Below are 26,178 nucleotides of genomic sequence, written 5' to 3' on the forward strand. Positions count from 1 at the left end.
CTTTAAGAGGTGCTTTCGTTGATGGCACCTCTACCTTTCTGACAGGATGATTTTCGATGAGCATAATTCCATTTTGTGAAGCGGCTGACCCATTTGTAAATAAACCAACAATCGCGATTCCTGAAGGCGCGGTTGATTGTCACGCCCACGTTTTTTCTTCACGTTATCCGTACTGTGAAACGCGAACCTACACACCACCTGATGCCAGCGTCGGCGCGTACCTGCATTTGCACCAGCAATTAGGCATCCGTCATGGCGTGCTGGTTCAGCCGAGTGTGTATGGCAATGACAACCAGTTGCATCTTGATACATTACGGTATTTACGCCAGCAAGGTTACGACTACAAAGGCGTCGCGGTCGTGGATGCGGATGTGTCCGAGCAAACGCTGGATGAGCTACAAGAAGCCGGATTTTGTGGGGTGCGGATGAATTTGCTGTTTAAAGGTGGTATTGAGTGGCGAGATGTTGAACGTTTAGCGGCTCGCCTTGCAGAGCGACACTGGCACCTTCAATGCTTAATTGATGTTTCGCAGTTTGATGACTTATATCGCCGATTAAGGGCTTTACCCGTGCCCGTAGTGATTGATCATCTTGGACATATGCCAACAAACAAGCTGATTTCTCATCCTGGTTTTCAAACCTTATTGAAGCTTAAGGCCGAAGGGAAAGTGTGGACAAAATTGTCGGCGCCGTATCGTTTGTCGCTTCAATCTCCGCCTTATGATGACGTTTCTTCGTTTGCTCAAGCTTTGTTAGAAGCGAATGAAGAGCAATGCGTCTGGGGCTCGGATTGGCCTCATCCATGTTTTGCTGCTGAGATGCCAAATGATGGCCAGCTATTAGATACCTTGTGGCACTGGACGCAAGATACGACACTGTTTGGCAAGATTCTGGTCGATAACCCCAAGCGCCTCTACCACTTTTAACTCCGCATTCATGTTACGAACCTAAAAAGACAACCGTAAGGCACCGATTCAAATTATGCTTCCTGCACTTCCGCTACAGGTTTCCTCTGATCCTGTGGTTATCAAGTTCTTTAACACCCTTAAACAGCTTGGTTTCAAGGGGGATACTGATGCTCGCTATACCACTCGATTGAGTATGGCGACTGACAACAGCGTCTACCAGCAACTTCCGTTGTCGGTCGTCTTTCCTGCCAACCATCATGATGTGGTAATACTTGGCAAGGTCAGTGCACGTGATGAATTTAAGCACCTGACCTTTTCGCCCAGAGGAGGCGGAACGGGCACCAACGGACAATCATTGAACTCGGGGATTGTGGTTGACCTGTCTCGCTACATGAATCGAGTGTTAGAGATTAACGAGCAGGAAGGCTGGGTGAGAGTGGAAACAGGGATAGTCAAAGATCAACTCAACGACATCGTTCGCCCTTATGGTTATTTCTTCTCGCCAGATCTGTCGACCAGCAACCGCGCAACATTAGGTGGGATGATTAATACCGATGCATCAGGCCAAGGCTCTTTGCAGTATGGTAAAACCTCGGATCATGTGTTGGCGCTCAAAGCCGTATTGGCGGATGGTTCGGTGCTCGATACCGAAGCAATTCAACAAAACAAATGGTTAAACAGTGATGCAGTATCGCGAGCGTTAAAAATTACGGAGGAAGTTTGTCGAGACAAGCGTCAACAGACTCTGGATAAGTTTCCTCCTCTGAACCGATTTCTTACTGGTTATGACCTAAAAAATGCCATCAACGACAAGAGTGAAGAGTTTGACGTCACGAGAATATTATGTGGCTCTGAAGGTACGTTAGCTTTTATCACTGAAGCCAAGCTCAATCTTACGCGAATACCTACCACGCGACGGTTAGTGAACGTTAAATACGATAGCTTTGATTCTGCATTGCGAAATGCTCCCTTGATGGTCGAAGCAGAGGCGCTATCGGTAGAGACGGTTGATGCAAAGGTGCTTAATCTTGCAAGAGAAGACATTGTCTGGCACTCGGTAAAACATGCGATCTCAGATGTGCGGGGCAAAGAGATGCAAGGGATTAACTTTGTCGAGTTCGCAGGCAGTCACGACGATGATATTGAGGATAAAGTTGAACGCTTACTTTCAATTCTCGATAAAGAAATGGCTCACCGACGCAGTGGTATCATAGGTTATCAAGTCTGTCGTGAACCCCAAGACATCCAAGCCATTTATGGTATGCGCAAGAAAGCGGTTGGGCTGCTTGGCGCGACCAAAGGTCAGGCAAAGCCGATTGCATTCGCGGAAGATACCTGTGTACCGCCTGAAAATTTGGCGGACTTTATCGCGGAATTTCGTACGTTGCTAGACCGCAATAACCTGCATTATGGCATGTTTGGGCATGTGGATGCAGGCGTTCTTCACGTGCGTCCAGCGCTCGATATGTGTGACCCCGAACAAGAAGCGTTGATGCATCAACTGTCCGATGATGTGGTCGCATTGGTGGCAAAATGCAATGGTTTAATGTGGGGAGAGCACGGTAAAGGATATCGCTCAGAATATGGACCAGCCTTCTTTGGTGATGAGCTCTTTACTGAATTAAGGCGTATTAAAGCGGCATTTGACCCCGACAATAAAATGAACCCGGGGAAGATTTGCACGCCACTGAATAGCGATGCTGAAATGGTAAAAGTCACAGCGACTAAGCGTGGCTACTATGATCGTCAGATCCCCGTAGAAGTCCGAGAGTCGCTTAAGCCCGTGCTGTCTTGCAATGGCAATGGGCTGTGTTTTAATTACGATGCTGATAGCCCAATGTGTCCATCATTTAAAGTAACAGCCGATCGTCGCCACTCTCCGAAAGGGAGGGCGGGGATAATGCGTGAATGGCTGCGTCGCCTTAATGACAGTGGCTTCGATTTGCTCGCTAACGAACAGCAACTTCTCAATCAAACGTTATCGGTTAAGCTTTTGGCTCAGAAGCTGAGTCAACTGATATCTCGCCCCGCATCTGATGACCTATCGCATGAAGTTTATGAGGTGATGAGCGGTTGTCTAGCGTGCAAAGCGTGTGTGAGTCAGTGCCCTGTTAAAGTTGATGTACCTGATTTTAGAGCGCGTTTTTTACACGTCTATCACTCGCGTTATCGCAGACCTCTGCGCGACTATCTGGTGTCGAATATTGAGCAACTGCTGCCGATTATGGCAAAAGCCCCCAAGCTGGTTAATCGAATTGCATCTAGTAGGCCTGTTACGCAGGTATTAGAGACATCCATCGGTTTTGTTGATTCGCCAGTGCTATCGATCCCTACGTTGCAAAGTCGATGTCAGGCACTTGGCGTGAGCCCGTTCGACTTTGCGTATCTAGAATCGCTTTCCCCAGAAGTGAAGCAAAATTACGTCTTGATTGTTCAAGATCCATTTACCAGCTTTTATGAAGCCGAGTTGGTTGCGGACTTTATTCAGTTATTGCAGCGGTTAGGGAAACACCCTGTTGTTCTGCCTTTCAAACCCAATGGGAAAGCTCAACATGTAAAAGGTTTCCTTAAGGCATTTGCCAGAAATGCACAAAACACCTCGGATTTTCTCAAACAAGTTGCTGAGCTTGAAATTCCTATGATCGGTATCGATGCAGCCTTAGTGCTTTGTTATCGTGATGAATACCGTCAGGCTCTAAAAGAAAAGCGGGGCGAATTTACAGTTTATACGGCTCATGAGTGGCTGGTGGATACACTCAATGAATGGCCGCCAGTAATTGTATCAGACGAAGAGCCTTGGTATTTGATGGCGCATTGCACAGAAAAGACCAAAATACCGGAGACTGAGAAATCTTGGCAGTCTATTTTTCATTACTTTGGCTTAAAGCTGCATGTGATACCTACGGGATGTTGCGGTATGGCGGGGACATTCGGCCATGAAGTGGATAAGAAAAGTACGTCTGAAGCTATTTATCAGCTGAGTTGGAAACCGAATATAAAGAACCTGCCCACTGAGCGTGTGTTAGCAACGGGGTATTCCTGTCGCAGTCAAGTTAAGCGTTTTGAAGGAGAGGTAGTTCGACATCCGGTCCAAGTTTTAGCCAGTTTGTTTAATGCATAAGATGCTTAGGCAATTTAGTATACGAAAACGCTTGCCTTAAGACTTTGCCTGCCTTTAATGTATCCGACCGCAGAACTTCAATCTGCTTAACAACAACACAGGAGAGAATCGGGCTTTCACTTCCGCTCGACAGAAACTCCTTTCAAATTGATACAACAGCGCAGCAAACTTCCCTTGCTGCGATACTGTGTTCCATATTTTGTGAGTACTTATGTTTAACTCAGAACGCAAAGCGACGGTTATTCTGGTTGCGACAACGATGATCGCGGCACTTGGTTGGATCTTTTCTAAGGAAACAATACAGGGCTTACCACCTTTCGGCTTTATCGGAGCGCGATTTACTATTGCATCGCTCTGTCTGCTGCCGTTGTGCTATCGACCTTTGCTCAAAGCGAATTTGAAAGATGTGCTTTCTGCTGGTGGTGTCGGGCTCCTGTTAGGCAGTGCCGTTATGACATGGATTTACGCCATCTCCATCAGCGACACGCTCGGGGAAGGCGCATTTATCATGAGTCTCTCCATGCTATTTGTACCGATTGTTGCGTGGGTTATGTTTCGTCAACGACCACAACGAATTTTCTGGCTTTCTTTGCCTATCGCGGTATTAGGTCTCGCCTGTCTCTCTTTAGTTGGCGGTTGGAAGCAATCGGCCAGTCAATTTTGGTTTCTTGGGGCGGCACTGGTTCTTGCGCTTCACTTTAATGTGAACAGTAAATATTCTCAAAAATTGCCTGTGTTGCTGCTTACTTGCGTGCAGCTTTTTTCTGCTGGTTGTTTAGGTTTGTTGGTTTCTTTCTTTATGGAGTCTTTTCCGGCAGAGGTTGACTCCTCCATTTGGTGGTGGTTCGCGTTGAGCACTTTGCTAGCGACGAGCTTGCGTTACGTAATGCAAACCATGGGGCAAAAATTTGTTCAGGCAGGTAATGCTGCCTTGATCATGATATTAGAGCCAGTTTGGACCGTCATTCTAAGCGTGCTGTGGTATGGCGAAGTGCTAACGGCAAATAAGCTAGTAGGCTGTGTGCTTATCTTATTCTCTCTTATTATTTATCGTACTGGCGGTCGATTTCGTTTGTCTATCCCTAGGTAGCTTCAAGAAATGTGGGTAGGGAACAATTTAGGAGTGAAGCATGGCCAATACTGAGCATCAGGAGTCACTAGACTTTTTAGATATTTTAAGTGTCTGTTTATACCGTTTAGGAATTAGCGTATTTGCCTTTGGGCTTATCGCGATGACGATATCGGGTTTGCACCTCATTGAAGGTTCGGCATTTTATGATCGAAATGTGTTGCTGATCATCGCCATTGCAGGTGTATTAACTGCAGCCAATATCCATGTCTACAGTAAAACTGTGCGTACTGTCATCAGCTGGTCAACTTGGGTGGGACTGCTCTTCATGGTGAGCGATCCAGACTTATCCCGCGTGTGGCTTTCTCTCGGTTTTGTCTTTGTCACTTTTTCCGGTGTGGCGCTGAAAGAGTCCTTTTGTTTTAAAGTTCCAGGCTTGAAAGCGGTGCCAGTGCTACTTTCCATCGCAACCTTTGCGTTTTGTTTCGAAATACTGACGGTAGCGACTATTGCGACAGGGTTGTCTGGCTTAATTATGGGCTTCCTGTCTATATCAAAGTGGCGGATGCCACTTCATTTTGATATCGGTATCAAAGCAAACTACGAGGTTTAATAAACGTCTTACGTTAGAGATGTCATACGGTTACGCAAAGCTAGCGATACTTTTGACGTGGGCTCTCGATTAAGCTCTTCGCTGATCATCCAGCCAGCTTTTGCTAACAGCTCCAAGTCGATCCCCGTTTCGATCCCTAATCCTTGGCATAAATACAGTACATCCTCCGTCGCGACATTCCCCGAGGCACCATGAGCGTATGGACATCCACCCAGCCCAGAGACACTGCTGTCGATGGTATTGATGCCCATACTCAATGCTTGATGAATATTGGCGAGCGCTTGTCCCCATGTATCGTGGAAATGGACAGCAAGCAGGGGGAGAGGTGTAACCAACATGACGGCTTCTAGCATAGCTGCAATTCGATTTGGCGTGCCTGTGCCGATGGTATCGCCTAGGGATACTTCATAGCACCCTAAATCGATGAGCGATTTGGTCACGCTCGCCACCTGTCTAGGGTCTGTCGGACCGTCGTATGGGCAATCGGCAACGCAGGATAGATAGCCTCGAACAGGGATGCCGTGTTTGGTGGCTAATCGCATTACAGGCTCGAAGCGAGTTAAACTTTCTGCAATCGAGCAATTGATATTGTGTTGGCAGAATCCTTCTGATGATGAAGTGAAAATTGCGACCTGATTGGCACCAGCCTCCAAGGCTTGTTCGAAGCCTTTTAGGTTTGGTGTCAGGGCAGAATAAGTAACATGATTTCGCCTTGTTATTGCTTTCATGACCTCTGTTGAGTCCGCCATTTGTGGCACCCATTTGGGCGAAACAAAAGAGCCCGCCTCAATATGCGTTAGCCCAGTATCAGAGAGTAAGTTGATCAACCGGATTTTAGTCTGGGTCGCAACAGGAGATTCATTTTGCAACCCATCTCGTGGACCTACTTCGACAATATTTACTTTGGAAGGCAGCATTACTTGTCCTGTGATTTGGTTACCCAACTTGGGCTTCGTTTTTCAAGAAACGCTTGCAAGCCATCTTGGCCTTGTGGCGATACCCTAATGTCCGCAATGAGCTTGCTGGTATAGTGAATCAGTTGTTGATCGATGGGGTTTTGATGACATTGGTGACAGAGCGTTTTCGCTTTGCGCATCGCATCTGGGCTATTAAGTAGTAACGTCTTGATCACGCTATCGACCGCATTTTCAAGTTGTTTGGCTTCTTTCACTTCGTGCACAATACCAAACCGTTCGGCATCCTCGGCTGAAATGACTTCACCACTTAAGATATAGCGTCTAGCTTGTCGATTCCCCATCGCGCGCATGACGTAAGGCGCAATGGTTGCCGGAACTAAACCAAGCTTAACTTCACTTAAGCAAAAGTTAGCACATTGGCTCGCGATGGCGATATCACTGCAACAAATCAATCCCAGCGCGCCGCCGTAAGCGGAGCCTTGTACAACCGCGATGGTGGGTTGAGGGAACGAATCTAGTGTTTCCATGAGTCTTGCCAAGTTTTGGGCATCAACGAAATTATCTTGCCTCGTGCTGTCGGCCATCGACTGCATCCAATTCAGGTCGGCCCCGGATGAAAAGTGCTTGCCGTTACTTTTTAATACCAAGCATCGCACATCCGTTCGTAAAGCGAGATAATCTAGGCGGTGGATCAGCAAGTCGATCGTACAAGCGTCAAAAGCATTGTGCTTGGCTGTTCTGTTTAGAGTGATGGTTGCTACGCCATTGTCATCGACATGCCAAAGAACATCATCTTGCCTTTGGGCGTTGGGAATAATGCTTGGTTGCATTTCCTGCATACTAACTTCCTTAATTCATCTTTGGATATTTACATTCTGAAGACGCCAAACTCGCTATCAGGAATGGGAGCATTTAATGCTGCCGTTAGCGCCTGACTCAACACCTGACGCGTTTGTTTGGGGTCAATAATTCCATCATCCCATAGCCGAGCGCTCGCAAAATAGGGATGTCCTTGTGTTTCATACAAGTCTATGATCGATTCTCTAAAAGTGTGTTCTTCTTGCTCTGACCACGCTTCTCCCTGGCGTTCCTTCGCGTCTTTTCGAACTTGTGTTAAGACGCCTGCCGCTTGTTCTCCGCCCATCACAGAAATACGAGCGTTCGGCCACATCCACATCATGGTTGGATCATAAGCTCGGCCGCACATGCCATAATTGCCAGCGCCGTACGACCCACCGATGATTACGGTAAACTTTGGTACGTCAGCACAAGCGACGGCCATCACCAGCTTGGCGCCATGTTTTGCGATGCCTTCTTCTTCCACCTTTTTCCCAACCATAAATCCGGTAATGTTTTGGAGAAAGAGAAGCGGTGTTTTCCGTTTGGCGCAAAGTTCAATAAAGTGCGCGCCCTTTTGTGCCGATTCAGAAAACAAGATGCCGTTGTTTGCCACAATGCCGATCAAGTGTCCGTGAACGCGAGCAAAGCCACACACTAACGTTCTGCCGTACAAGGCTTTGAATTCGTCAAAATCAGAATCATCGACGATGCGGGCAATGATTTCTCGAACGTCGAATGATAGTCGTAAGTTGGCATTCACGATTCCGTAGATTTCTTCAGCATCGTAGCGGGGAGGTAGCACGGTGTTTTCCGGCTTAATCGGTTTCGCTCTATTGGCATTGGCAATGGCTTCTCGGGCAAGCATTAGGGCATGCTCATCATTTTCAGCGTAATAATCAGCAACACCAGATTTACGACAATGCACGTCTGCACCGCCGAGCTCTTCACCCGTCACGACTTCGCCAGTGGCCGCTTTCACCAGAGGCGGTCCCGCCAAAAATATGGTGCCTTGCTCTTTGACCATAATGGACACATCCGCCATGGCAGGAACATATGCGCCCCCAGCAGTGCAAAGCCCCATCACAACAGCAACCTGAGGGATGCCTTTTGCTGACATCCTCGCTTGGTTAAAGAAAATGCGACCAAAGTGTTCTTTGTCGGGGAAGACGTCGGACTGATGAGGGAGATTTGCGCCACCGGAGTCCACCAAGTATACGCAGGGGAGTTGGCAACGTTGGGCTATCTCTTGCGCTCTAAGGTGTTTTTTTACCGTGAGTGGGTAGTAGGTTCCGCCTTTTACCGAAGCATCGTTGGCGATGACCATACATTGAATCCCCGCTATGAAACCAATGCCGGCGATAACGCCAGCGCAGGGGATGGATTCGTCATACACTTGCCGGGCGGCAAACTGGCTAATTTCAAGAAAATCAGTGTTGTCATCAAGCAAGCGCGCGATGCGTTCTCGTGCGGGGAGTTTTCCTTTTTGCCTCTGGTGCTGAATGGCTTTTTCACCGCCTCCCTGTTTGATGGTCTCGATATGTTGATTCAGTTGAGTGACCAACGTTTCCATCGCAGCTTTATTGGAAAGAAATAACTCGTCAGTTGGCTTAGTTTTACTTTTGATAATGGCCATAATGACTTCCTTGTCGTATGTTCATTTAGCGAGATTCTTCGAACAGTTCTCGGCCTATTAACATGCGGCGAATCTCTGAGGTACCCGCGCCGATTTCATAAAGCTTTGCATCACGTAGCAAACGACCAGCAGGGTATTCATTGATGTAGCCATTCCCACCGAGCAATTGGATTGCATCGAGTGCCATTTGTGTGGCGAGTTCTGCACTGTACAGAATCGCTCCTGCGGCATCTTTGCGTGTTGCGTTACCTCGATCACAAGCCGCTGCGACGGTATATACATACGCTTTTGCTGCACTCATTTGAGAGTACATATCGGCGATCTTGCCCTGAACTAACTGAAACTCGCCAATGGATTTTCCAAACTGCTTTCGTTCATGTACGTACGGGACCACAATGTCCATGCAAGCTTGCATTATCCCGAGTGGTCCGGCAGCGAGGACGACGCGCTCGTAATCCAGCCCACTCATTAACACCTCGACGCCTTGATTCAGCTCGCCAAGAATATTCTCTTTCGGCACTACGCAATTGTTAAACACGAGTTCGCAAGTGTTCGAGCCTCTCATGCCTAGTTTGTCCAGCTTTTGAGCATGGCTGAAACCTTCGACGTTGCGTTCAACAATGAATGCGGTAATACCTCGTGAACCTGCATTGACATCCGTTTTAGCGTAAAGCACTACTATGTCAGCGTCGGGACCGTTGGTGATCCACATTTTGTTGCCATTCAGTACAAAATGGTCGCCCTTGTTCTCCGCTTTCAGTTGCATGCTTATCACGTCTGAACCTGCATTGGGCTCACTCATAGCTAGGGCGCCAACGTGCGTACCATCAATGAGTTTGGGAAGGTATTTCTTGCGTTGAGAAGGCGTGCCATTGCGAAAGATTTGGTTGACGCACAGATTAGAATGAGCGCCGTAGCTTAAAGCGACGGAGGCAGAGGCTCGGCTGATCTCTTCCATCGCTACAACGTGAGCAAGGTATCCCATGCCTGCACCACCAAGTTCTTCATCGACGGTGACACCGAGCAACCCCATATCTCCAAACAAAGGCCACAAATGCTTCGGAAACTGGTTATCGCGGTCTATATCTGCGGCGATGGGAGCAATATGTTCCGTAGAAAAGGCATTAACTTGGTCTCGGAGCATATCGATGGTATCACCAAGTCCGAAATTCAGTGGGGCGTAGGTGCTTTTCATAACGTCTCCCGATATCAGAGGTAAGGTGGAAAAGCCGATTGCAGTGTCGCTATTTGAGTATAGCGGTTATGTCTCTTTGCTTTTGAGTGTTTGAATACAGTGTTCTTTAGCGGCATTCAACTCTGCCATTACGACGCTGATGTCATTGAGTTGCTGTTGTAGGACTGCTTGTTTCTCTTCAATGATATTGAGCATTTTCAATAACTGTCCTTCGGTTTGTTGCATGTCATAGAGCTCGAAAAGTTCACGAATTTCTGCCAGTGAAAAACCGAGCCGTTTCCCTCTCAAAATCAGTTTGAGACGAATTTTATCTCTGCGTTGATAAACGCGCATGTTGCCTTTTCGCTCTGGTTCAATCAGACCTACATCCTCATAAAACCGGATACTGCGAGTGGTAATATCAAACTCCTTGGCGAGGTCACTGATCTTGTATTTTTCCATAACATACTTACCTCGAATAAAAATCCAGTTTCTGGAAATCGAACCTTCAACGGAAAGGCCGAACGCAAATTTTGAAAGATAAACGCCTACTTGGTGTGTTTTTTCATCTCATTGTAAAGGCTAGTGCTATGCTTACGTAAACGTCAAGAAATCGCAGTATGAAAGTTTGTCAGTGAGAAAGGGCGACAAAGACTGGCGTAGCACTTGGTAAGCAATGTCATGCAAGGGCGTCATCAGTCAGTCTAGTGTTCACATATACCTCAAGGGAATGCGAATCATGGAAAAAGACATCTGGATTGTCAGCGCGAAGAGAACGCCGATCGGGCGCTTTCAAGGAAAGTTGCAAACTTACTCCGCTCCCCAATTAGGTGCATTAGCGATAAAGGCTGCGACGCATGAAGTGAATGTGACGTCTGTAGATGAAGTTTTCATGGGATGTGTGCTCCCTGCGGGTTGTGGGCAAGCCCCGGCGAGACAAGCGGCAATTGGTGCGGATTTACCCATGAGTGTAGGGTGCACGACTATCAATAAAGTGTGTGGTTCCGGCATGAAGAGCGTCATGTTGGCGCACGATCTTATCAAAGCTGGAACGATTCGAACGGCCATTGCTGGTGGTATGGAGAGTATGACCAATGCGCCGTATTTATTGAAAGAAGCGAGAAAGGGAATGCGCATGGGCCACCAGTCGACGTATGACCACATGTTTCTCGATGGATTGCAAGATGCGTACGAAGGGCACTTAATGGGTGTTTATGCTCAGCACGTCGCAGACAGGCTTAAGTTTACCAGAGAGCAAATGGACGAATGGGCAGTGATGTCGGCAAAACGTGCGTTGGAAGCTCAAGAGCGAGGCTTATTTTCCGACGAGCTCTCACCGATTGAACTCAACACCAAGTCTGAACAAGGAACGCTGGATTACGATGAGCACCCGCGCTCGATTGATCTGGATAAAATCCCTCAACTCAAACCTGCATTTGATAAAAAAGGCACGGTGACCGCTGCTAATTCGAGTGCGATTTCCGATGGCGCTGCAGCGCTTGTTCTAATGGATGAAGAGACTGCGCTCCACCAAGGTCTTGAGCCACTCGCCGTTATCAAGTCTCACGCCACACACGCCAGAAAACCTGCTGAATATACTTTGGCTCCCGTTTATGCGATTGAACAGTTGTTGTCTCAATTGGATTGGTCAATTGACGAAGTGGATCTGTGGGAAATCAATGAAGCCTTTGCTGTCGTGACACAAATCGCGGTAGCAGAGCTTGGGCTTGATATGAGCAAAGTCAATATTAAAGGCGGAGCGTGTGCGCTCGGGCATCCGATAGGCGCAAGTGGCGCACGAATTCTGGTGACATTGATTCATAGTTTGCGTCAGCTACAAGCTTTAGGTACCGACGGTGATCTAGACGCCAAAAAAGTGATGCGAGGCGTTGCGTCACTTTGTATCGGTGGTGGAGAGGCAACGGCGATAGGCATTGAAATACCGCTTTAATTGAAATCAGAAAGGAGTAAATGATGACTCGTTTGGTTCCCTTGTTTATTGGTGGAGAGTTTCGTGAATCTCAGACTTCGGATTGGATCGAGGTGACCAATCCTGCCACTAATGATGTCATTGCGTACGTTCCCTGCTCAACGGACCACGAGATGGAAGCCGCCATTGATAATGCGAAAGAGACATTCCAATCCTGGAAGGAAGTGGCAGTATCCGAGCGTGCCAGAGTCATGCTTCGTTATCAGCACCTTCTCAAAGAACATCATGATGAGCTTGCCACACTGCTTTCTCATGAAACGGGTAAGATTTTAGTGGATGCTAAAGGCGATGTGTGGCGAGGCATAGAGGTGGTTGAGCAGGCTGCAAACATTGCCAGCAATATGATGGGCGAAACCGTCGAAAATGTTGCCACGGATATTGATAGTTACTCAATGATTCAGCCCCTAGGTGTGTGTTGCGGCATTACGCCGTTTAACTTTCCTGCCATGATTCCGTTGTGGATGTTCCCAATCGCTATCGCGGCGGGCAATACGTTTGTGCTCAAACCTTCCGAACAAGTGCCGTTGACTTCTATCCGTCTAGCCGAACTATTTGAGCAAGCTGGCGCGCCGAAAGGAGTGTTGCAAATCGTTCACGGTTGCAAAGACCAAGTCGACTTCCTACTGGCTCATCCTGACATTCGAGCGGTGTCATTTGTTGGCTCGGTTCCTGTTGCCCGTTATATCTACACCACGGGTACGAAACACTTTAAACGCGTTCAAGCTTTTGCTGGTGCTAAAAATCACATGGTGATCATGCCTGATGCGAACAAAGAACAAGTGGTGAATAACCTAGTGGGGTCCTCCGTTGGGGCGGCGGGGCAACGCTGTATGGCGATTTCTGTTGCGGTATTTGTCGGCGATTCAAAACAATGGATTACAGACCTCAAACAGGCAATGGCGAAAGTACACCCAGGGCCTTGGGACGATGAGCAAGCTGCTTATGGCCCACTCATCAGTGAACAAGCTAAACAACGCGTATTGGACCTAATTGAAGATGGCAAACAACAAGGCGCAGTGTGTGAACTGGATGGCAGTCAGTGTGAAGTGGAAGGCTTTCCCGATGGAAACTGGATTGGCCCAACCTTGTTTAGCGGTGTAACAGCGAATATGTCGATTTACACCCAAGAGATATTTGGCCCCGTTTTGGTTTGCATGGAAGTGGATACGTTACAAGAAGCCATTGAGTTAGTGAATCGCAACCCATACGGGAACGGCACTTCCATTTTTACGGCTAATGGCGCTGCTGCAAGAAAATATCAGCATGACATTCAAGTTGGTCAGGTCGGGATCAATGTGCCAATTCCAGTCCCTTTACCATTTTTCTCCTTTACTGGTTGGAGAGGCAGTTTCTATGGTGATTTACATGCGTATGGTAAACAAGCGGTACGTTTTTATACCGAGACTAAAACGGTGACGGCACGTTGGTTTGATGACGATATTCCAACGGGGCCTAATTTGACCATCCAACTGCGCTGAGTGAATAGAAGGAGCTTTTATGGACTTTGAACTTAATGAAGATCAACGTGCATTTGCCGATACCGCTCAGCAATTTGCCGATGATTGTTTAGCACCGATGGCGGCGGAGTGGGATGAAAAACAGATCTTCCCCAAAGATGTATTGAGAGAGGCGGGAGAACTGGGGTTTCTCAGTCTCTACACTCCAGAAGCGCAAGGTGGCCTAGGGCTGAGTCGCTTAGATGCTTCAATTATCTTTGAACAACTGGCCATGGGATGTACGTCCACTACGGCGTTTATGACGATTCACAACATGGTCAGTTGGATGATAGCCAGTTTTGCTACCGATGAAGCCAAAACGCAGTTCTGTCCGAAATTAGTTACGGGGGAGTGGTTAGGCTCCTATTGCTTAACTGAGCCCAACGCAGGATCAGACGCCGCTGCACTGACCACTTCCGCTACAAAAAAGGGGGATAAGTATGTGCTCAACGGTGGCAAAACCTTTATCTCTGGCGCAGGAGAGACAGATGTTTTGGTCGTGATGGCGAGAACTGGAGAAGCGGGTGCCAAAGGCGTGTCTGCATTTGTTGTTCCTGCTCAAGCAGGTGGTATCAGCTATGGGCGCAAAGAACCCAAAATGGGTTGGAATAGCCAACCAACACGAGCGGTTACTTTTGAAAATGTCGTTGTTCCAGCTAGCCATTTACTGGGCGAAGAAGGGCAAGGTTTTGTCTTTGCGATGAAAGGGCTTGATGGAGGGCGTATAAATATTGCGACCTGCTCCGTCGGTACGGCTCAACAGGCCCTTAATCAGGCGGCACGGTATATTCAAGAACGTAAGCAGTTCGGCAAGCCGCTTGCGCAGTTTCAAGCCTTACAATTCAAATTGGCAGACATGGCGACAGAGCTAGTGGCTGCGCGGCAGTTGGTGCGCTATGCCGCCAGTAAGCTCGACCGAAATGACCCAGATGCCACTGCTTATTGCGCGATGGCAAAACGGTTCGCAACCGATGTGGGCTTTCAGGTTTGCGACCAAGCGCTGCAGCTTTATGGCGGCTATGGTTATATCAAAGAGTATCCAATGGAACGTCATTTCAGAGATGTGCGTGTGCATCAAATTCTGGAGGGAACGAACGAAATTATGCGTTTAATCATCGCGCGCCGTTTGCTCTCTGAGGAGTCGACCTTGCTGTAGCGAAGTATTGGATTTGTTCATTGAGAAAGGATTCATATATGCCATTAACCCAAGAAGCCATTCAACATACGATCGCTAATCACGTTGCGGTGGTGACGATGAACAACCCGCCAGCCAATACGTGGACAGCAGAGAGCCTCAAGGCACTGAAGTCGCTGATACTCACACTTAACGATGATAAGCAGGTCTACGCACTGGTTTTAACCGGCAGTGGAGAAAAGTTTTTCTCTGCTGGTGCGGATCTCAAGCTATTTTCTGATGGTGACAAAGCGGTTGCGTTAGACATGGCGCGATGCTTTGGTGAAGCGTTTGAAACACTCTCGGAATTCCGTGGTGTTTCCATTGCCGCCATTAATGGTTACGCCATGGGCGGAGGTTTAGAAGTGGCATTAGCTTGTGATATTCGAGTAGTTGAAGAGCAAGCGGTACTTGCTTTACCTGAAGCCAAAGTCGGACTTTTGCCCTGCGCTGGCGGTACCCAAAACCTCACAGCGTTAGTAGGAGAAGGCTGGGCAAAGCGCATCATTTTATGTGGAGAACAAGTTAGCGCTGACAAAGCAAAAGAACTAGGCTTGGCTGAGGAGTTGGTTCCCAAAGGCGAAGCGTTAAGTAAAGCGTTGGAGCTTGCTGAATCTGTTGCGAACCAGTCACCATCTTCTGTCGCCGCATGTAAGGCGCTCATTCAAAATATGCGCTCTGCGCCACTTAAGCACGGCTTAATGAAAGAGCGAGAGTTGTTTCTGAATCTTTTTGATACGGAAGATCAAGTTGAGGGTGTTCGCGCCTTTTTAGAAAAACGCCCACCGCAATGGAAAAATCGATAGGAGGCCACATGGCAGGGATGGTAACCATCAGTGAAATAGAGTGCTTAGATGGCGTGCACCGCATTGGTATCGCAACGTTAGACAACACCGCTTCATTGAATGCATTGACGTATGACATGTTAGTCCAACTTAACGATCAGCTTATCAAGTGGCAAGACGATCCGCATGTGACTTGTGTGGTACTCACTGGCGCTGGAGAAAAAGCATTCTGTGCTGGTGGCGATGTTCGAGCTATGTATCACGTCATGCATAACGAGAGTAAAGAAAAAATCGTAGAGTTCTGTACGGACTATTTCTCGTTGGAGTATGAGTGTGACTATCTCATTCACACTTACAACAAGCCTATTATCGGTTGGGGAGAAGGTATTGTCATGGGCGGTGGAATGGGACTTTTTATGGGAACCAGCCATAAAGTTGTGACAACAACATCACGCCTTGCTATGCCAGAAATCAATATCGGACTGTATCCTGATGTGGGAGGTACGTGGTTTTTAAGCCAGATAGATCCGCAAGTGGGTTTATTCCTCGGATTGACAGGTTCAATGGTGAATTCAAGTGACGCTGTCACTATTGGTTTGGCCGATTGGTTACTGTTGGAAGAGCAGTATCCCACCTTACTGGATGAGCTAAAGCGGCTCCAGTGGGGCAAAGAAGATGCGAAAGAGTTGGTAACTGCGCTACTACAATTAATGGAAGAACAGGTTATTGATAGCAAACCAACCACGCAAATTTGTCCATACTTAGATCAGATAGAGGAAGCGTGCAAAGGCTTTGATCTTAATGCGATAGCACAGCGAGTCATGGCTATCGAAGGGAACAGTCAGTGGATAGAAAACGCGAAACAAACGTTCGCCGCGGGCAGTCCAATCACCGCGCATATTTGCTTCAGACAAGTGAAAGAATACCACAGCTTACCACTTGCAGATTGCTTCCGATTGGAGCTGAGTTTATCGGTTCGCAGCGCCTTATTAGGTGAGTTTAAAGAGGGCGTCCGTTCTCGGCTTATTGACCGGGATGGCGAACCTAACTGGATGTTTAACAGTGTCAGTGAAGTCGATGAAGATGTCATCGATACCTTGTTTACCTCACTTTGGCCGGATGACGAACATCCGCTTGCTGATTTGGGTGAACAAACACTAGGTCAATAAGGAGAATGATCATGAGTACCATCGCATTTATCGGTTTAGGAAGAATGGGGCATCCGATGGCGCAAAACTTATTAGCGTCTGGATTTAACGTGCAAGTATTTGATGTCGATAGCGAAGCGGCAAAGCAACTTGCACCTTTTGGTGCGGTGGTGGCGAGCTCTATTGAGGAAGTCGTGGATGGTGCAAGCACAGTCATCACGATGCTACCAGCAGGTTCTCACGTTCGTTCCGTGTATCTTGGTGACTTACACGGCGGCGTAGGTGTCCTCAATCTTGTCTCGCCAAGTACCTTGATGATTGATTGTTCAACCATTGATCCGGACTCTGCGCGATTAGTCGCCAATGAAGCGGCAAATAAACGCGTGCTGTTTGTCGACGCGCCCGTTTCGGGTGGTGTTGCCGGCGCTAAAGCGGCGACATTAACCTTTATTGTTGGTGGCTCGGATGAAGCATTTTCTAAAGCCAATGCCATTTTGCAGTACATGGGGAAAAATGTTTTCCATGCCGGTAAAGCGGGCGATGGTCAAATGGCGAAAATCTGTAACAACCTTATGCTTGGCATTTTAATGTCTGGTACGTGCGAGGCGCTAAATCTAGGTATCGATCATGGGCTCGATCCCAAAGTGTTATCAAACATCATGCTGCAAAGCTCTGGCCGAAATTGGGCATTGGAGCTTTACAATCCTTGCCCAGGAGTGATGGACAGTGCACCAGCCAGCAACGATTACCAACCGGGCTTTATGAGCAAACTCATGTTGAAAGATCTCGGTTTGGGGTTAGATGCGGCGTTACAAACACACTCTTCGGTTCCGATGGGCTCACTGGCGCGTAATTTATATTCTTTCCACAACGCGAGCGGCCACGGTGAGCTCGACTTCTCAAGCTTGTTTGAGTTTTACAAGAGTAAGAAGGGCTAGACTGAGTTTTGCTACAAAGCCGTCTGAAATGGTGAAGTAAAACTCATCATTTCGGACCACCGAAACAGGCTTGAAATAGGGAACATTATTAGCGACGGAGTGCAGTAACTATGGATATTAAAAATAGTGTCATTGCCATTACAGGTGCAGGGCAGGGACTTGGGCAAATGATGGCAATTACGCTTGCTCAAGCCGGTGCAGATTTAGCGTTATTAGATGTAAACGCTAGCGGCTTAATGGAAACTCAAGAGCAGTGCCGAATGCTGAGCGCAAAAGCGTTGACTTATCAAGTGGATGTAACGAGCGAAATCGATGTTGAAACCACGTTTGAAGCGGTTATCCAAGATTTTGGCCAACTCAATGGGCTAGTCAATAACGCTGGCGTGCTAAGAGATGGGTTACTTGTAAAATCAAAAGACGGCGTGATCAGTAAGATGTCTTTGGATCAATTCAATTTGGTCATGAACGTCAACGTTACGGGGACATTTTTGTGTGGGCGTGAAGCTGCCGTCAAGATGATTGAGAGCGGTTCACAAGGCGTTATCATCAATATTTCTAGTGTCGCGAGAGCAGGGAATATCGGTCAAACCAATTATTCTGCATCTAAAGCGGCGGTCGCAACCATGGCGACAACGTGGGCCCGTGAGTTAGCAAGATACGGTATCCGCGCGGCGGCGATTGCACCAGGTGTGGTACATACCGCGATGGCAGAGCAAATGAAACCAGAAGCCATAGAACGACTAGAAAAGATGATCCCAATTGGAAGGATGGGTGAAACAAGTGAAATCGCGCATGCAGTAAAATACATTCTTGAGAGTGATTACTTTACTGGCAGAGTTTTAGAAGTGGATGGCGGCATTCGTATGTAAAAGCCCTAGGGTTAGGTTTACAGACCGGAATGACAAGCTTCTTTCCCTTTCATCATTTCCTATTTTTCCGAGAGCCAGTTCTGGGCAACGTAAGTGTGTTTATTACTCATGTTTGGATTCGCTCTGCGAATGGTTTGCCAAAAGTAAATAATGAGAAGTAAATACCACTCAAATACTAAGTGAAATCATTAATTTGATATTGATCACAATTTACCACTTTTAATTTCCCCTTCGTACTCAAGCTATCTATGTAAATGCAGTTGATAGTCAGTCTCATCAAAATGAATTTGCAACTGTCTGTTTCAAAAGACATTAACTTTGAAGCACGTGAAGTTCGTGTTGAGGTTAATGTCCTATTGAAAGAGTGTGAGTTTCATTAATGGAAGGTTAGTTTCCAGTTGTGGCTAATGAGCTTTAACTTTTTACTCCTCATAATGCGCCAAATGTAACATTGTGTTTCAAAGTGTAACAATAAACTCACACTAATAGTGTGGTTTTGATCTCCACTCAATTCCGTTTTGTTTCGCTCTGATCCCGACGTTACTCATGCTCAACACATAAACATTCTAATGACTATAACAACTGGTTCTTAGCTTGATACCAATCGTAGCAAGTAATTGTTCATTCTAGCTGGTTAAGATGCTTGATAACGGCGCTGAAAAATTTGTAAGTAGAATAAATACTTATCAAAATTTTTGCCTTTTTATCAAACATTCCCCTGCGCTGTTTCTGAGCTCTTATTTACTGTGATTGGCATTGGCTTTGAAACCAGACAACCATCGAGAAAGTTAATGGAAGCCTCAAGATATAAACGCATCTTGTCGAGGGGAAGTTTGGCGTCCGTCATACTTATGCTCTCAGGATGTAATTCAGCTTTACTTGACCCCAAAGGTGCCATTGGTGTGCAGGAAAAAGAGCTAATTATTACTGCTCTTTTGCTGATGTTGATCGTTGTAATCCCTGTGATTTTAATGACGATTTACTTCGCTTACCGATACCGCGCCTCTAACACTGAAGAAGAGTACGCTCCCGAGTGGTCACACTCGACCAAAATCGAAGTGGTGGTATGGACAATTCCAATCATCATCATTGCGATTCTTGCGACGATCACATGGCGTTCGACTCATGAACTAGAGCCCTCCAAACCATTGGAAAGTGATGTTAAACCAATGACGATCGAAGTGGTGTCACTCGATTGGAAATGGTTGTTCATCTATCCAGAAGAAAACATTGCGACGGTGAACTATGTGGCGTTCCCGAAAGACGTGCCAGTGCAGTTCAAACTGACTTCGGACAACATCATGAACGCGTTTTTCATCCCTCGTTTAGGTACACAGATCTACGCGATGCCAGGAATGGTAACCAAGCTCAACCTGATAGCGAACCACGAAGGTGACTACAAGGGTTTTGCATCGAACTACAGCGGCGAAGGCTTTTCGCAAATGAAGTTCACAGCTTCAGCAATGTCTGATCGTGCTGCGTTCCTAAATTGGGTGCAGAAAGTGAAGGCGAGCCCTGATCGTATTGAAGATTGGGAGCAATACAGCTCACTGGCAGCGCCAAGTATCGCAGAGCCAGTCACTTTGTTCTCTAGCGTTCCTCCGTTCTTGTTCACCGACGTTGTGACTCAGCATCCTGGTTCAATGAACTGTTTGCCTGAAAACCAAGGATAATCGTAATGTTTGGAAGATTAACTCTTGATTCAGTTCCATTCCACGAACCTATTATCGTCATCACCTTAGCGGTTGTGGCGCTGGTTGGTTTAGCCGTAGTTTACGCGGTAACTAAAGCCGGAAAGTGGCAATATTTGTGGAATGAATGGTTTACTTCAGTAGACCATAAAAAACTTGGCTTCATGTACATCGCAGTAGCGATGGTGATGCTTGTTCGTGGTTTTGCTGACGCAGTCATGATGCGTAGTCAGCAACTCCTTTCTTCTGCGGGTGAAGCAGGTTACTTGCCACCGCATCACTACGATCAAATTTTTACTGCCCATGGCGTGATCATGATCTTCTTCGTAGCGATGCCATTGGTCATTGGTCTGATGAACATCATCGTGCCATTACAGATTGGTGCGCGTGACGTAGCTTTCCCGTATCTGAATAACTTGAGCTTTTGGCTGTTTGTTGTTGGTGTCATTCTAACAAACATGTCTCTCGGCTTGGGTGAATTTGGTCGCACCGGCTGGCTAGCGTATCCGCCGCTTTCAGGTATTGAGGCCAGCCCAGGAGTCGGGGTCGACTATTGGATTTGGGCGCTGCAGATATCAGGTGTCGGTACGACGTTAACAGGCGTGAACTTCTTCGCGACCATTTTGCGTATGCGTACACCGTCTATGCCAATGATGAAGATGCCAGTTTTCACTTGGGCGTCTCTGTGTGCAAACATTTTGATCATCATTTCATTCCCAATCCTAACGGTGACTATCGCTCTGCTAACGCTGGATAGATACCTAGGCATGCACTTCTTTACCAATGATCTTGGCGGCAACGTAATGATGTACGTCAACCTGATTTGGGCTTGGGGCCATCCAGAAGTGTACATTTTGGTCTTGCCAATTTTTGGTGTGTTCTCAGAAGTCACCGCAACCTTCTCGCGTAAAAAGTTGTTCGGTTACACATCGCTAGTTTGGGCTACCGTAGTTATCACGATTCTTGCGTTTGTCGTTTGGCTACACCACTTCTTTACGATGGGATCTGGCGCGAACGTAAATGCCTTCTTCGGTATTGCCACGATGATTATTTCTATCCCAACAGGGGTGAAGATCTTCAACTGGCTATTCACCATGTACAAAGGTCGCATTCGCTTTACGACGCCAATGATGTGGACGGTGGGCTTCCTGATCACCTTTACTGTTGGTGGTATGACAGGCGTACTCATGGCTGTTCCGGGTGCAGATTTCGTTCTGCATAACTCAGTATTCCTGATTGCTCACTTCCACAACGTTATCATCGGTGGTGTGGTGTTTGGATGTTTCGCTGCGATCACTTACTGGTTCCCGAAAGCGACAGGTTTCACCATGAATGAAACTTGGGGCAAACGTGCGTTCTATCTTTGGATTATTGGTTTCTTAATGGCGTTCCTACCGCTTTACGCGCTGGGCTTTATGGGGATGACTCGTCGTTTAAGCCAAGACATCAACCCTGAATACTTCCCACTGTTGTCGATTGCCGCAGCAGGTACGGTTGTGATTGCGCTGGGCGTATTGTCTCAGTTCATCCAAATTTACGTGAGTATCCGTGACCGCGAGCAAAACCGTGACCTAACTGGTGATCCGTGGGGTGGTCGTACTCTTGAGTGGGCAACATCGTCTCCACCGCCGTTCTACAACTTTGCGCACCTGCCAAAAGGTGATGTGCTGGATGCGTTCTGGTACCAGAAACAAAGTGGCGAGTTCGATCCAACTAAAGAAGTGGAATACGAACGTATTCATATGCCAAAAAACACGGCAACAGGCATCTACGTGTCGGCTTGGTCGCTCCTATTTGGCTTCGGCATGATTTGGTACATCTGGTGGCTAGCGGCGGCAAGTTTGGTCGGTATTGTCGTGACGTGTATTCAGCATAGCTACAACGATGACGTGGATTACTACGTGGAAGTTGAAGAGATCAAAGCAATTGAGGCCGAGCGTCGAGCTCAGTTTGAAGAAGCGAAGAAAAACTCAGTGAAAGACAGCGAAAGTAAAGATGATCTGGAGGTGACGTATGCAAACTAATATCGCAGCACATCACGACCATGATCACCACCATGACACGAATGGCAACAAGCTATTTGGTTTCTGGGTTTACCTGATGAGTGACTGCGTGCTGTTTGCGACCTTGTTCGCGACATACGCTGTGCTGTCGAGCAATTCAATTGCGGGCCCAACAGGTAAAGACATTTTCGAACTCCCATTCGTGTTTGTCGAAACCATGCTGCTGCTGTTTAGCAGTATCACATTTGGTTTTGGCATTATCGCGATGAAGCGCAACAACGTTGCTGGTCTCAAACGTTGGATGTTAGTAACGTTCGCACTTGGTCTTGGTTTTATCTGTATGGAGGTCTATGAGTTCCATCACCTGATTGAAGAAGGTTATGGCCCACAAACAAGTGCATTCCTATCGGCATTCTTTACGTTGGTTGGTACGCACGGCCTGCACGTAACCTTTGGTCTGATTTGGTTAGCGGTAGCGTATCACCAACTGTCGACGAAAGGTCTGAACGACAATATGGCAATGCGCTTTAACTGCTTAAGCCTATTCTGGCACTTTCTAGATATCGTCTGGATTTGTGTCTTTACCATCGTTTACTTACTGGGGGTAATGTAATGGATCAACATGTAGAAACCAGTGCGTCAGATTACGTGAAAGGCTTCATTGCCTCACTGATTCTGACGGTAATTCCGTTCTACTTTGTTTGGACGAAATCATTACCAGATACAACAACCTATGCGATTCTATTTGGATGTGCATTAGTGCAGATATTTGTTCACTTCAAATACTTCTTGCACATGGAAACGAAAACATCCGACGGACGTTGGAACCTTGTATCACTGATGTTTACCGCCATTGTTGTACTTATCCTTATCGCTGGCTCGGTATGGATCATCTACAACATGAACGTCAACATGAAGTTGTAGGCCAAGGTATGCTGAAAAGTTATTTGTCTATCACCAAACCGGGCATTATTTTCGGCAACCTGATTTCTGTTGCGGCGGGGTTCTTCCTCGCCGCAAAAACAGAACCAGCCAGTCTAATGTTGTTCGTTACGACGTTAGTTGGTGTGGGGTTAGTCATCGCTTCAGGTTGTGTGGTGAATAATATTTTTGATCGTGATATCGACCAAAAGATGGCACGTACACGAAATCGTGAAACAGTGAAAGGCAACATCAATATCGATATTGCGTTTGTTTATGCACTTGCTTTATTGCTGGTAGGCACCGCACTGTTATTTATCCGAGTAAACCCACTATCCGCTGTCGTCGTGTTGCTTGGCTACGTGTATTACGTGTTCTTTTACACGATGTGGTACAAACGTAACTCGGTGTATGGAACCTTAGTGGGAAGTATCTCAGGCGCAGTTCCGCCATTGGTGGGTTACTTGGCGGTAACAAACTTCATTAGCTTGGAAGCGATTTTACTCTTTACCATGTTCTGTCTCTGGCAAATGCCGCACTCGTATGCCATTGCCATGTTCCGCATGCAAGACTACCGAGAAGCCGGGATTCCCGTATTACCAGTTAAAGAGGGCATTCATAAAGCGCATCGACACATGAAAGCGTATGTCGTGGCGTTTGGAGCAGTATCGTTGGGGTTATTTTTACTTGGTGAAGCCGGGTATGAATACTTAGCGGTTGCAGCGGTCGTTTGCTTTATGTGGACGAAAGTGACCTTTCGCAGCATTGATGACAGCAACTACATCGCTTGGTCAAAGTCGGTGTTTAAAGTCTCACTGCTAGTGGTGATGGGGATCAGTGGTGTACTAGGATTAGAGCTTATTCCGTTGCCATTTATTTATTGAGTTTGAAATTCTTTAATATCACTTCCATGTAGCTCCTATTCTGAGAGCTACATGCTTTGCTAGACTCGAATTCATGCCTAAAAGAGATAATATGATTATCCCTTTTTACTATGGTCTTGGTTCATGTTTCGTCGTTTTACTCTTCTTTCAATTGTTGCAATTTCTTCATGCGTATTAGCCCAAGTTCCGTCCTCGGTTAGCTCCGTGGAAACTTATCGCGTTGGAGATATTCTTGTCAGGCTTATTATCCACAACATGGAGATTAGTCCAGTGATTGAAGTCGATACAATTAATCGTTCAGATTATGAAATAAATGATGTATTTCGAGTTTCCTCCATTTCTCTAGATAATGAAAAACTGGATTTCAACCAGAGTGCTGGCGTTTTTGTAGAAGAGTATGGAGAGCGTGATAATAAAGTATTTTTCGTGCTTGATTACTTTTACCTACATGGGGGAGGAAGCGCTCTTGTGGATTGTGAAGTCTCATTCGAAAAAGAGAAGATCTTACCCCCAGAATGTAGAGTGAAGGTAAACTGAGAAATCGGCCGAGTTGCTTTGCTTACAAGCTTATCTCACTAAACCTTAATCCAGATTAAAGTTTTGCCACCCACGAGGCATTAAGGTGCGCCTGTAGTTTGCAGGTCTCACGGATTCAGAGAAGGAACAGCCATACGTTGTGTATCGCTGTTCCTTTTTTGTTCTTGGTTACTTGGGAAAAGATAGAACCATAAAGACAACATTAAGAGGACTGGTTTTGAGCATTTTGTTTTCCGAAGCCCGCATTGGCAACATGACCCTAAAGAACCGTTTTGTGCGCAGCGCAACGTGGGAGAACATGGCGACCGAAGATGGCCACATGACGGATAAGCTTTACGATATTTACGAAGAGTTGGCGAAAGGTGAAGTGGGTCTAATTGTTACCGGTTATGCCAATATCGTGGAAGAAGAGAAACCCAACGCTGGGATGATGGGGATCTACAACGACTCTTTTATTGAAGAATACAAAAAGCTAACAGAGCTAGTACATCAACACGATTCTAAAATCGTAATGCAAATTGCTTACGGTGGAACCAAAACCACCTACAACGTCGGTGAGCGTGTCATCTTCGCTCCGAGTGACGTGCCTGAGCGTGGCACGAATACGCAAGGCAAAGCGATGACTAAGGACGAGATCGATTACATCGTAAAGGCATTCGCATTGGCGAGTAAACGTGCTCAAGACGCTGGTTTTGACGGCGTAGAGATTCATGCGGCACACACTTACTTAATTAACCAGTTTTTAAGCCCGTACTATAATCGTCGCGAAGACGAATACGGTGGTAGCTTAGAAAATCGCATGCGTTTCCTTTTAGAAATCTTTTCTGAAACCAGAAAGCTGGTTGGGAGTGAATTTCCCATCCTCGTTAAACTGACGGCAACAGAGTTCTTTGACGGCGGTTTAACGTTCGATGAAACTCGCGTCGTCTGTAAGAAACTTGAAGAAGTAGGCGTTGATGCGATCATCGTATCTGGCAATGTTCACGGCAAAGCAAACGAACTTGTTGGTGAAACGTTCGATGGTTATACACTACAAGAAGAAGGTTACTTTCACGAATATGGGCACGTGATCAGTCAGGACGTTAACATACCGGTGATTACTGTCGGCGGGTTGAGTGAGATTGATGCGATTGAGAAAATTGCAGAAAACACAGATATCCAATTTTTTGCTGTGTCACGTCCTTTATTAGCTGAACCTCAGTTAATAAAACGCTGGAAAGAGGGTAATCGAGCGCCAGTGGATTGCGAGCGTTGCTCAAAATGCCGAACCAAACGTGGTAACTTTTGCGTGGTGTATAAGAACCGAAATCGTCGCAAATAACCCATCTTAAGTGGCGGTATGTCACTGATAAATAGCGCAATAGTCTTCTAAAGCACTAAGAAGGCTATTCGATTTAATTCAATATCACTGCCTCTAACGGCTATTCACTATTCACTATTCGCAGTCCAAAATATTTTTATAATCCT

General features: G+C 46.7%; 23 protein-coding genes. 18 read left to right on the forward strand and 5 right to left on the reverse strand.

Annotated features, from left to right (window positions below; all coding sequences use genetic code 11):
• Window positions 1-56: 56 nt before the first annotated feature.
• From EX191_RS07775 to EX191_RS07790, 4 genes are all read left to right on the forward strand, one after another.
• On the forward strand, window positions 57-926 hold the full coding sequence (locus EX191_RS07775; RefSeq protein ID WP_167427602.1) for an amidohydrolase family protein: 870 nt from the start codon (window positions 57-59) through the stop codon (window positions 924-926).
• Window positions 927-981: 55 nt separating this feature from the next.
• Window positions 982-4,029 (forward strand): D-2-hydroxyglutarate dehydrogenase YdiJ, encoded by a 3,048-nt coding sequence (gene ydiJ, locus EX191_RS07780; protein WP_193447490.1) that lies wholly within the window; start codon window positions 982-984, stop codon window positions 4,027-4,029.
• A gap of 211 nt (window positions 4,030-4,240) precedes the next feature.
• Window positions 4,241-5,119 (forward strand): DMT family transporter, encoded by an 879-nt coding sequence (locus EX191_RS07785; protein ID WP_046873653.1) that lies wholly within the window; start codon window positions 4,241-4,243, stop codon window positions 5,117-5,119.
• A gap of 40 nt (window positions 5,120-5,159) precedes the next feature.
• Window positions 5,160-5,711: a DUF2301 domain-containing membrane protein gene (locus EX191_RS07790; RefSeq protein ID WP_167427601.1), complete on the forward strand. Its 552-nt coding sequence runs from the start codon at window positions 5,160-5,162 to the stop codon at window positions 5,709-5,711.
• Between the two features lie 8 nt (window positions 5,712-5,719).
• On the opposite strand, the gene EX191_RS07795 is transcribed toward EX191_RS07790, so the two are convergent.
• From EX191_RS07795 to EX191_RS07815, 5 genes are all read right to left on the reverse strand, one after another.
• Entirely contained in the window at window positions 5,720-6,628 is a 909-nt protein-coding gene (locus EX191_RS07795; RefSeq protein ID WP_193447535.1) for a hydroxymethylglutaryl-CoA lyase, read from the reverse strand.
• Window positions 6,628-7,467 (reverse strand): enoyl-CoA hydratase-related protein, encoded by an 840-nt coding sequence (locus tag EX191_RS07800; protein ID WP_048625205.1) that lies wholly within the window; start codon window positions 7,465-7,467, stop codon window positions 6,628-6,630. The genes EX191_RS07795 and EX191_RS07800 overlap by 1 nt, the downstream gene beginning before the upstream one ends.
• A 29-nt stretch (window positions 7,468-7,496) precedes the next feature.
• Complete coding sequence (locus tag EX191_RS07805; protein WP_193447491.1) at window positions 7,497-9,101, reverse strand: carboxyl transferase domain-containing protein; 1,605 nt, start codon at window positions 9,099-9,101, stop codon at window positions 7,497-7,499.
• Between the two features lie 25 nt (window positions 9,102-9,126).
• On the reverse strand, window positions 9,127-10,296 hold the full coding sequence (locus EX191_RS07810; protein ID WP_193447492.1) for an isovaleryl-CoA dehydrogenase: 1,170 nt from the start codon (window positions 10,294-10,296) through the stop codon (window positions 9,127-9,129).
• Window positions 10,297-10,362: 66 nt separating this feature from the next.
• Entirely contained in the window at window positions 10,363-10,737 is a 375-nt protein-coding gene (locus EX191_RS07815; RefSeq protein ID WP_193447493.1) for a MerR family transcriptional regulator, read from the reverse strand.
• Between the two features lie 277 nt (window positions 10,738-11,014).
• Between EX191_RS07815 and EX191_RS07820 the strand changes: the two genes are divergently transcribed.
• The 14 genes from EX191_RS07820 to EX191_RS07885 all read left to right on the forward strand — a co-directional run bounded on the left by EX191_RS07820 (window position 11,015) and on the right by EX191_RS07885 (window position 26,032).
• Window positions 11,015-12,226 carry a thiolase family protein gene (locus EX191_RS07820; RefSeq protein WP_193447494.1) on the forward strand — a complete coding sequence of 404 codons (1,212 nt, stop codon included), beginning with the start codon at window positions 11,015-11,017 and terminating at the stop codon, window positions 12,224-12,226.
• A gap of 23 nt (window positions 12,227-12,249) precedes the next feature.
• Window positions 12,250-13,743 carry a CoA-acylating methylmalonate-semialdehyde dehydrogenase gene (locus tag EX191_RS07825; RefSeq protein WP_193447495.1) on the forward strand — a complete coding sequence of 498 codons (1,494 nt, stop codon included), beginning with the start codon at window positions 12,250-12,252 and terminating at the stop codon, window positions 13,741-13,743.
• A 19-nt stretch (window positions 13,744-13,762) separates the two neighbouring features.
• The gene (locus EX191_RS07830) at window positions 13,763-14,917 is read left to right on the forward strand and encodes an acyl-CoA dehydrogenase family protein (RefSeq protein WP_193447496.1); all 1,155 of its coding nucleotides are present in this window, start codon (window positions 13,763-13,765) and stop codon (window positions 14,915-14,917) included.
• Between the two features lie 38 nt (window positions 14,918-14,955).
• On the forward strand, window positions 14,956-15,741 hold the full coding sequence (locus EX191_RS07835) for an enoyl-CoA hydratase (RefSeq protein ID WP_006742441.1): 786 nt from the start codon (window positions 14,956-14,958) through the stop codon (window positions 15,739-15,741).
• An 8-nt stretch (window positions 15,742-15,749) separates the two neighbouring features.
• Window positions 15,750-16,889, forward strand: coding sequence for an enoyl-CoA hydratase/isomerase family protein (locus EX191_RS07840; protein WP_193447497.1), 1,140 nt, complete (start codon window positions 15,750-15,752; stop codon window positions 16,887-16,889).
• Window positions 16,890-16,900: 11 nt separating this feature from the next.
• Window positions 16,901-17,806 (forward strand): 3-hydroxyisobutyrate dehydrogenase, encoded by a 906-nt coding sequence (mmsB, locus tag EX191_RS07845; RefSeq protein ID WP_005390978.1) that lies wholly within the window; start codon window positions 16,901-16,903, stop codon window positions 17,804-17,806.
• Between the two features lie 110 nt (window positions 17,807-17,916).
• Window positions 17,917-18,675: an SDR family oxidoreductase gene (locus EX191_RS07850; protein WP_193447498.1), complete on the forward strand. Its 759-nt coding sequence runs from the start codon at window positions 17,917-17,919 to the stop codon at window positions 18,673-18,675.
• A 791-nt stretch (window positions 18,676-19,466) separates the two neighbouring features.
• Window positions 19,467-20,348 (forward strand): ubiquinol oxidase subunit II, encoded by an 882-nt coding sequence (gene cyoA / locus EX191_RS07855; RefSeq protein ID WP_005388604.1) that lies wholly within the window; start codon window positions 19,467-19,469, stop codon window positions 20,346-20,348.
• Window positions 20,349-20,353: 5 nt separating this feature from the next.
• Window positions 20,354-22,390: a cytochrome o ubiquinol oxidase subunit I gene (gene cyoB / locus EX191_RS07860; RefSeq protein WP_193447499.1), complete on the forward strand. Its 2,037-nt coding sequence runs from the start codon at window positions 20,354-20,356 to the stop codon at window positions 22,388-22,390.
• Window positions 22,380-22,982: a cytochrome o ubiquinol oxidase subunit III gene (cyoC, locus tag EX191_RS07865; protein WP_005375782.1), complete on the forward strand. Its 603-nt coding sequence runs from the start codon at window positions 22,380-22,382 to the stop codon at window positions 22,980-22,982. Before cyoB ends, cyoC begins: the two co-directional genes overlap by 11 nt.
• Window positions 22,982-23,293 (forward strand): cytochrome o ubiquinol oxidase subunit IV, encoded by a 312-nt coding sequence (gene cyoD, locus EX191_RS07870; RefSeq protein ID WP_012842490.1) that lies wholly within the window; start codon window positions 22,982-22,984, stop codon window positions 23,291-23,293. The genes cyoC and cyoD overlap by 1 nt, the downstream gene beginning before the upstream one ends.
• Entirely contained in the window at window positions 23,254-24,174 is a 921-nt protein-coding gene (gene cyoE / locus EX191_RS07875; RefSeq protein ID WP_031780178.1) for a heme o synthase, read from the forward strand. The genes cyoD and cyoE overlap by 40 nt, the downstream gene beginning before the upstream one ends.
• Before the next feature lie 123 nt (window positions 24,175-24,297).
• Window positions 24,298-24,711 carry a hypothetical protein gene (locus EX191_RS07880; RefSeq protein ID WP_243238662.1) on the forward strand — a complete coding sequence of 138 codons (414 nt, stop codon included), beginning with the start codon at window positions 24,298-24,300 and terminating at the stop codon, window positions 24,709-24,711.
• 217 nt (window positions 24,712-24,928) lie between these two features.
• A complete protein-coding gene (locus tag EX191_RS07885) occupies window positions 24,929-26,032 on the forward strand; it encodes an NADH:flavin oxidoreductase (protein WP_193447500.1) in 1,104 nt (367 codons plus the stop codon).
• Window positions 26,033-26,178 lie beyond the last annotated feature (146 nt).

The organism is Vibrio chemaguriensis, assembly GCF_012275705.1.
GTDB classification, from domain to species: Bacteria; Pseudomonadota; Gammaproteobacteria; order Enterobacterales; family Vibrionaceae; genus Vibrio; species Vibrio diabolicus.

Bases quoted from the DNA above. Each gene is read 5' to 3' on its own strand.
- EX191_RS07775 (WP_167427602.1), top strand. From the start codon at position 57: ATGAGCATAATTCCATTTTGTGAAGCGGCTGACCCATTTGTAAATAAA.
- ydiJ (WP_193447490.1), top strand. From the start codon at position 982: ATGCTTCCTGCACTTCCGCTACAGGTTTCCTCTGATCCTGTGGTTATC.
- EX191_RS07785 (WP_046873653.1), top strand. From the start codon at position 4,241: ATGTTTAACTCAGAACGCAAAGCGACGGTTATTCTGGTTGCGACAACG.
- EX191_RS07790 (WP_167427601.1), top strand. From the start codon at position 5,160: ATGGCCAATACTGAGCATCAGGAGTCACTAGACTTTTTAGATATTTTA.
- EX191_RS07795 (WP_193447535.1), bottom strand. From the start codon at position 6,628: ATGCTGCCTTCCAAAGTAAATATTGTCGAAGTAGGTCCACGAGATGGG.
- EX191_RS07800 (WP_048625205.1), bottom strand. From the start codon at position 7,467: ATGCAGGAAATGCAACCAAGCATTATTCCCAACGCCCAAAGGCAAGAT.
- EX191_RS07805 (WP_193447491.1), bottom strand. From the start codon at position 9,101: ATGGCCATTATCAAAAGTAAAACTAAGCCAACTGACGAGTTATTTCTT.
- EX191_RS07810 (WP_193447492.1), bottom strand. From the start codon at position 10,296: ATGAAAAGCACCTACGCCCCACTGAATTTCGGACTTGGTGATACCATC.
- EX191_RS07815 (WP_193447493.1), bottom strand. From the start codon at position 10,737: ATGGAAAAATACAAGATCAGTGACCTCGCCAAGGAGTTTGATATTACC.
- EX191_RS07820 (WP_193447494.1), top strand. From the start codon at position 11,015: ATGGAAAAAGACATCTGGATTGTCAGCGCGAAGAGAACGCCGATCGGG.
- EX191_RS07825 (WP_193447495.1), top strand. From the start codon at position 12,250: ATGACTCGTTTGGTTCCCTTGTTTATTGGTGGAGAGTTTCGTGAATCT.
- EX191_RS07830 (WP_193447496.1), top strand. From the start codon at position 13,763: ATGGACTTTGAACTTAATGAAGATCAACGTGCATTTGCCGATACCGCT.
- EX191_RS07835 (WP_006742441.1), top strand. From the start codon at position 14,956: ATGCCATTAACCCAAGAAGCCATTCAACATACGATCGCTAATCACGTT.
- EX191_RS07840 (WP_193447497.1), top strand. From the start codon at position 15,750: ATGGCAGGGATGGTAACCATCAGTGAAATAGAGTGCTTAGATGGCGTG.
- mmsB (WP_005390978.1), top strand. From the start codon at position 16,901: ATGAGTACCATCGCATTTATCGGTTTAGGAAGAATGGGGCATCCGATG.
- EX191_RS07850 (WP_193447498.1), top strand. From the start codon at position 17,917: ATGGATATTAAAAATAGTGTCATTGCCATTACAGGTGCAGGGCAGGGA.
- cyoA (WP_005388604.1), top strand. From the start codon at position 19,467: ATGGAAGCCTCAAGATATAAACGCATCTTGTCGAGGGGAAGTTTGGCG.
- cyoB (WP_193447499.1), top strand. From the start codon at position 20,354: ATGTTTGGAAGATTAACTCTTGATTCAGTTCCATTCCACGAACCTATT.
- cyoC (WP_005375782.1), top strand. From the start codon at position 22,380: ATGCAAACTAATATCGCAGCACATCACGACCATGATCACCACCATGAC.
- cyoD (WP_012842490.1), top strand. From the start codon at position 22,982: ATGGATCAACATGTAGAAACCAGTGCGTCAGATTACGTGAAAGGCTTC.
- cyoE (WP_031780178.1), top strand. From the start codon at position 23,254: ATGGATCATCTACAACATGAACGTCAACATGAAGTTGTAGGCCAAGGT.
- EX191_RS07880 (WP_243238662.1), top strand. From the start codon at position 24,298: ATGTTTCGTCGTTTTACTCTTCTTTCAATTGTTGCAATTTCTTCATGC.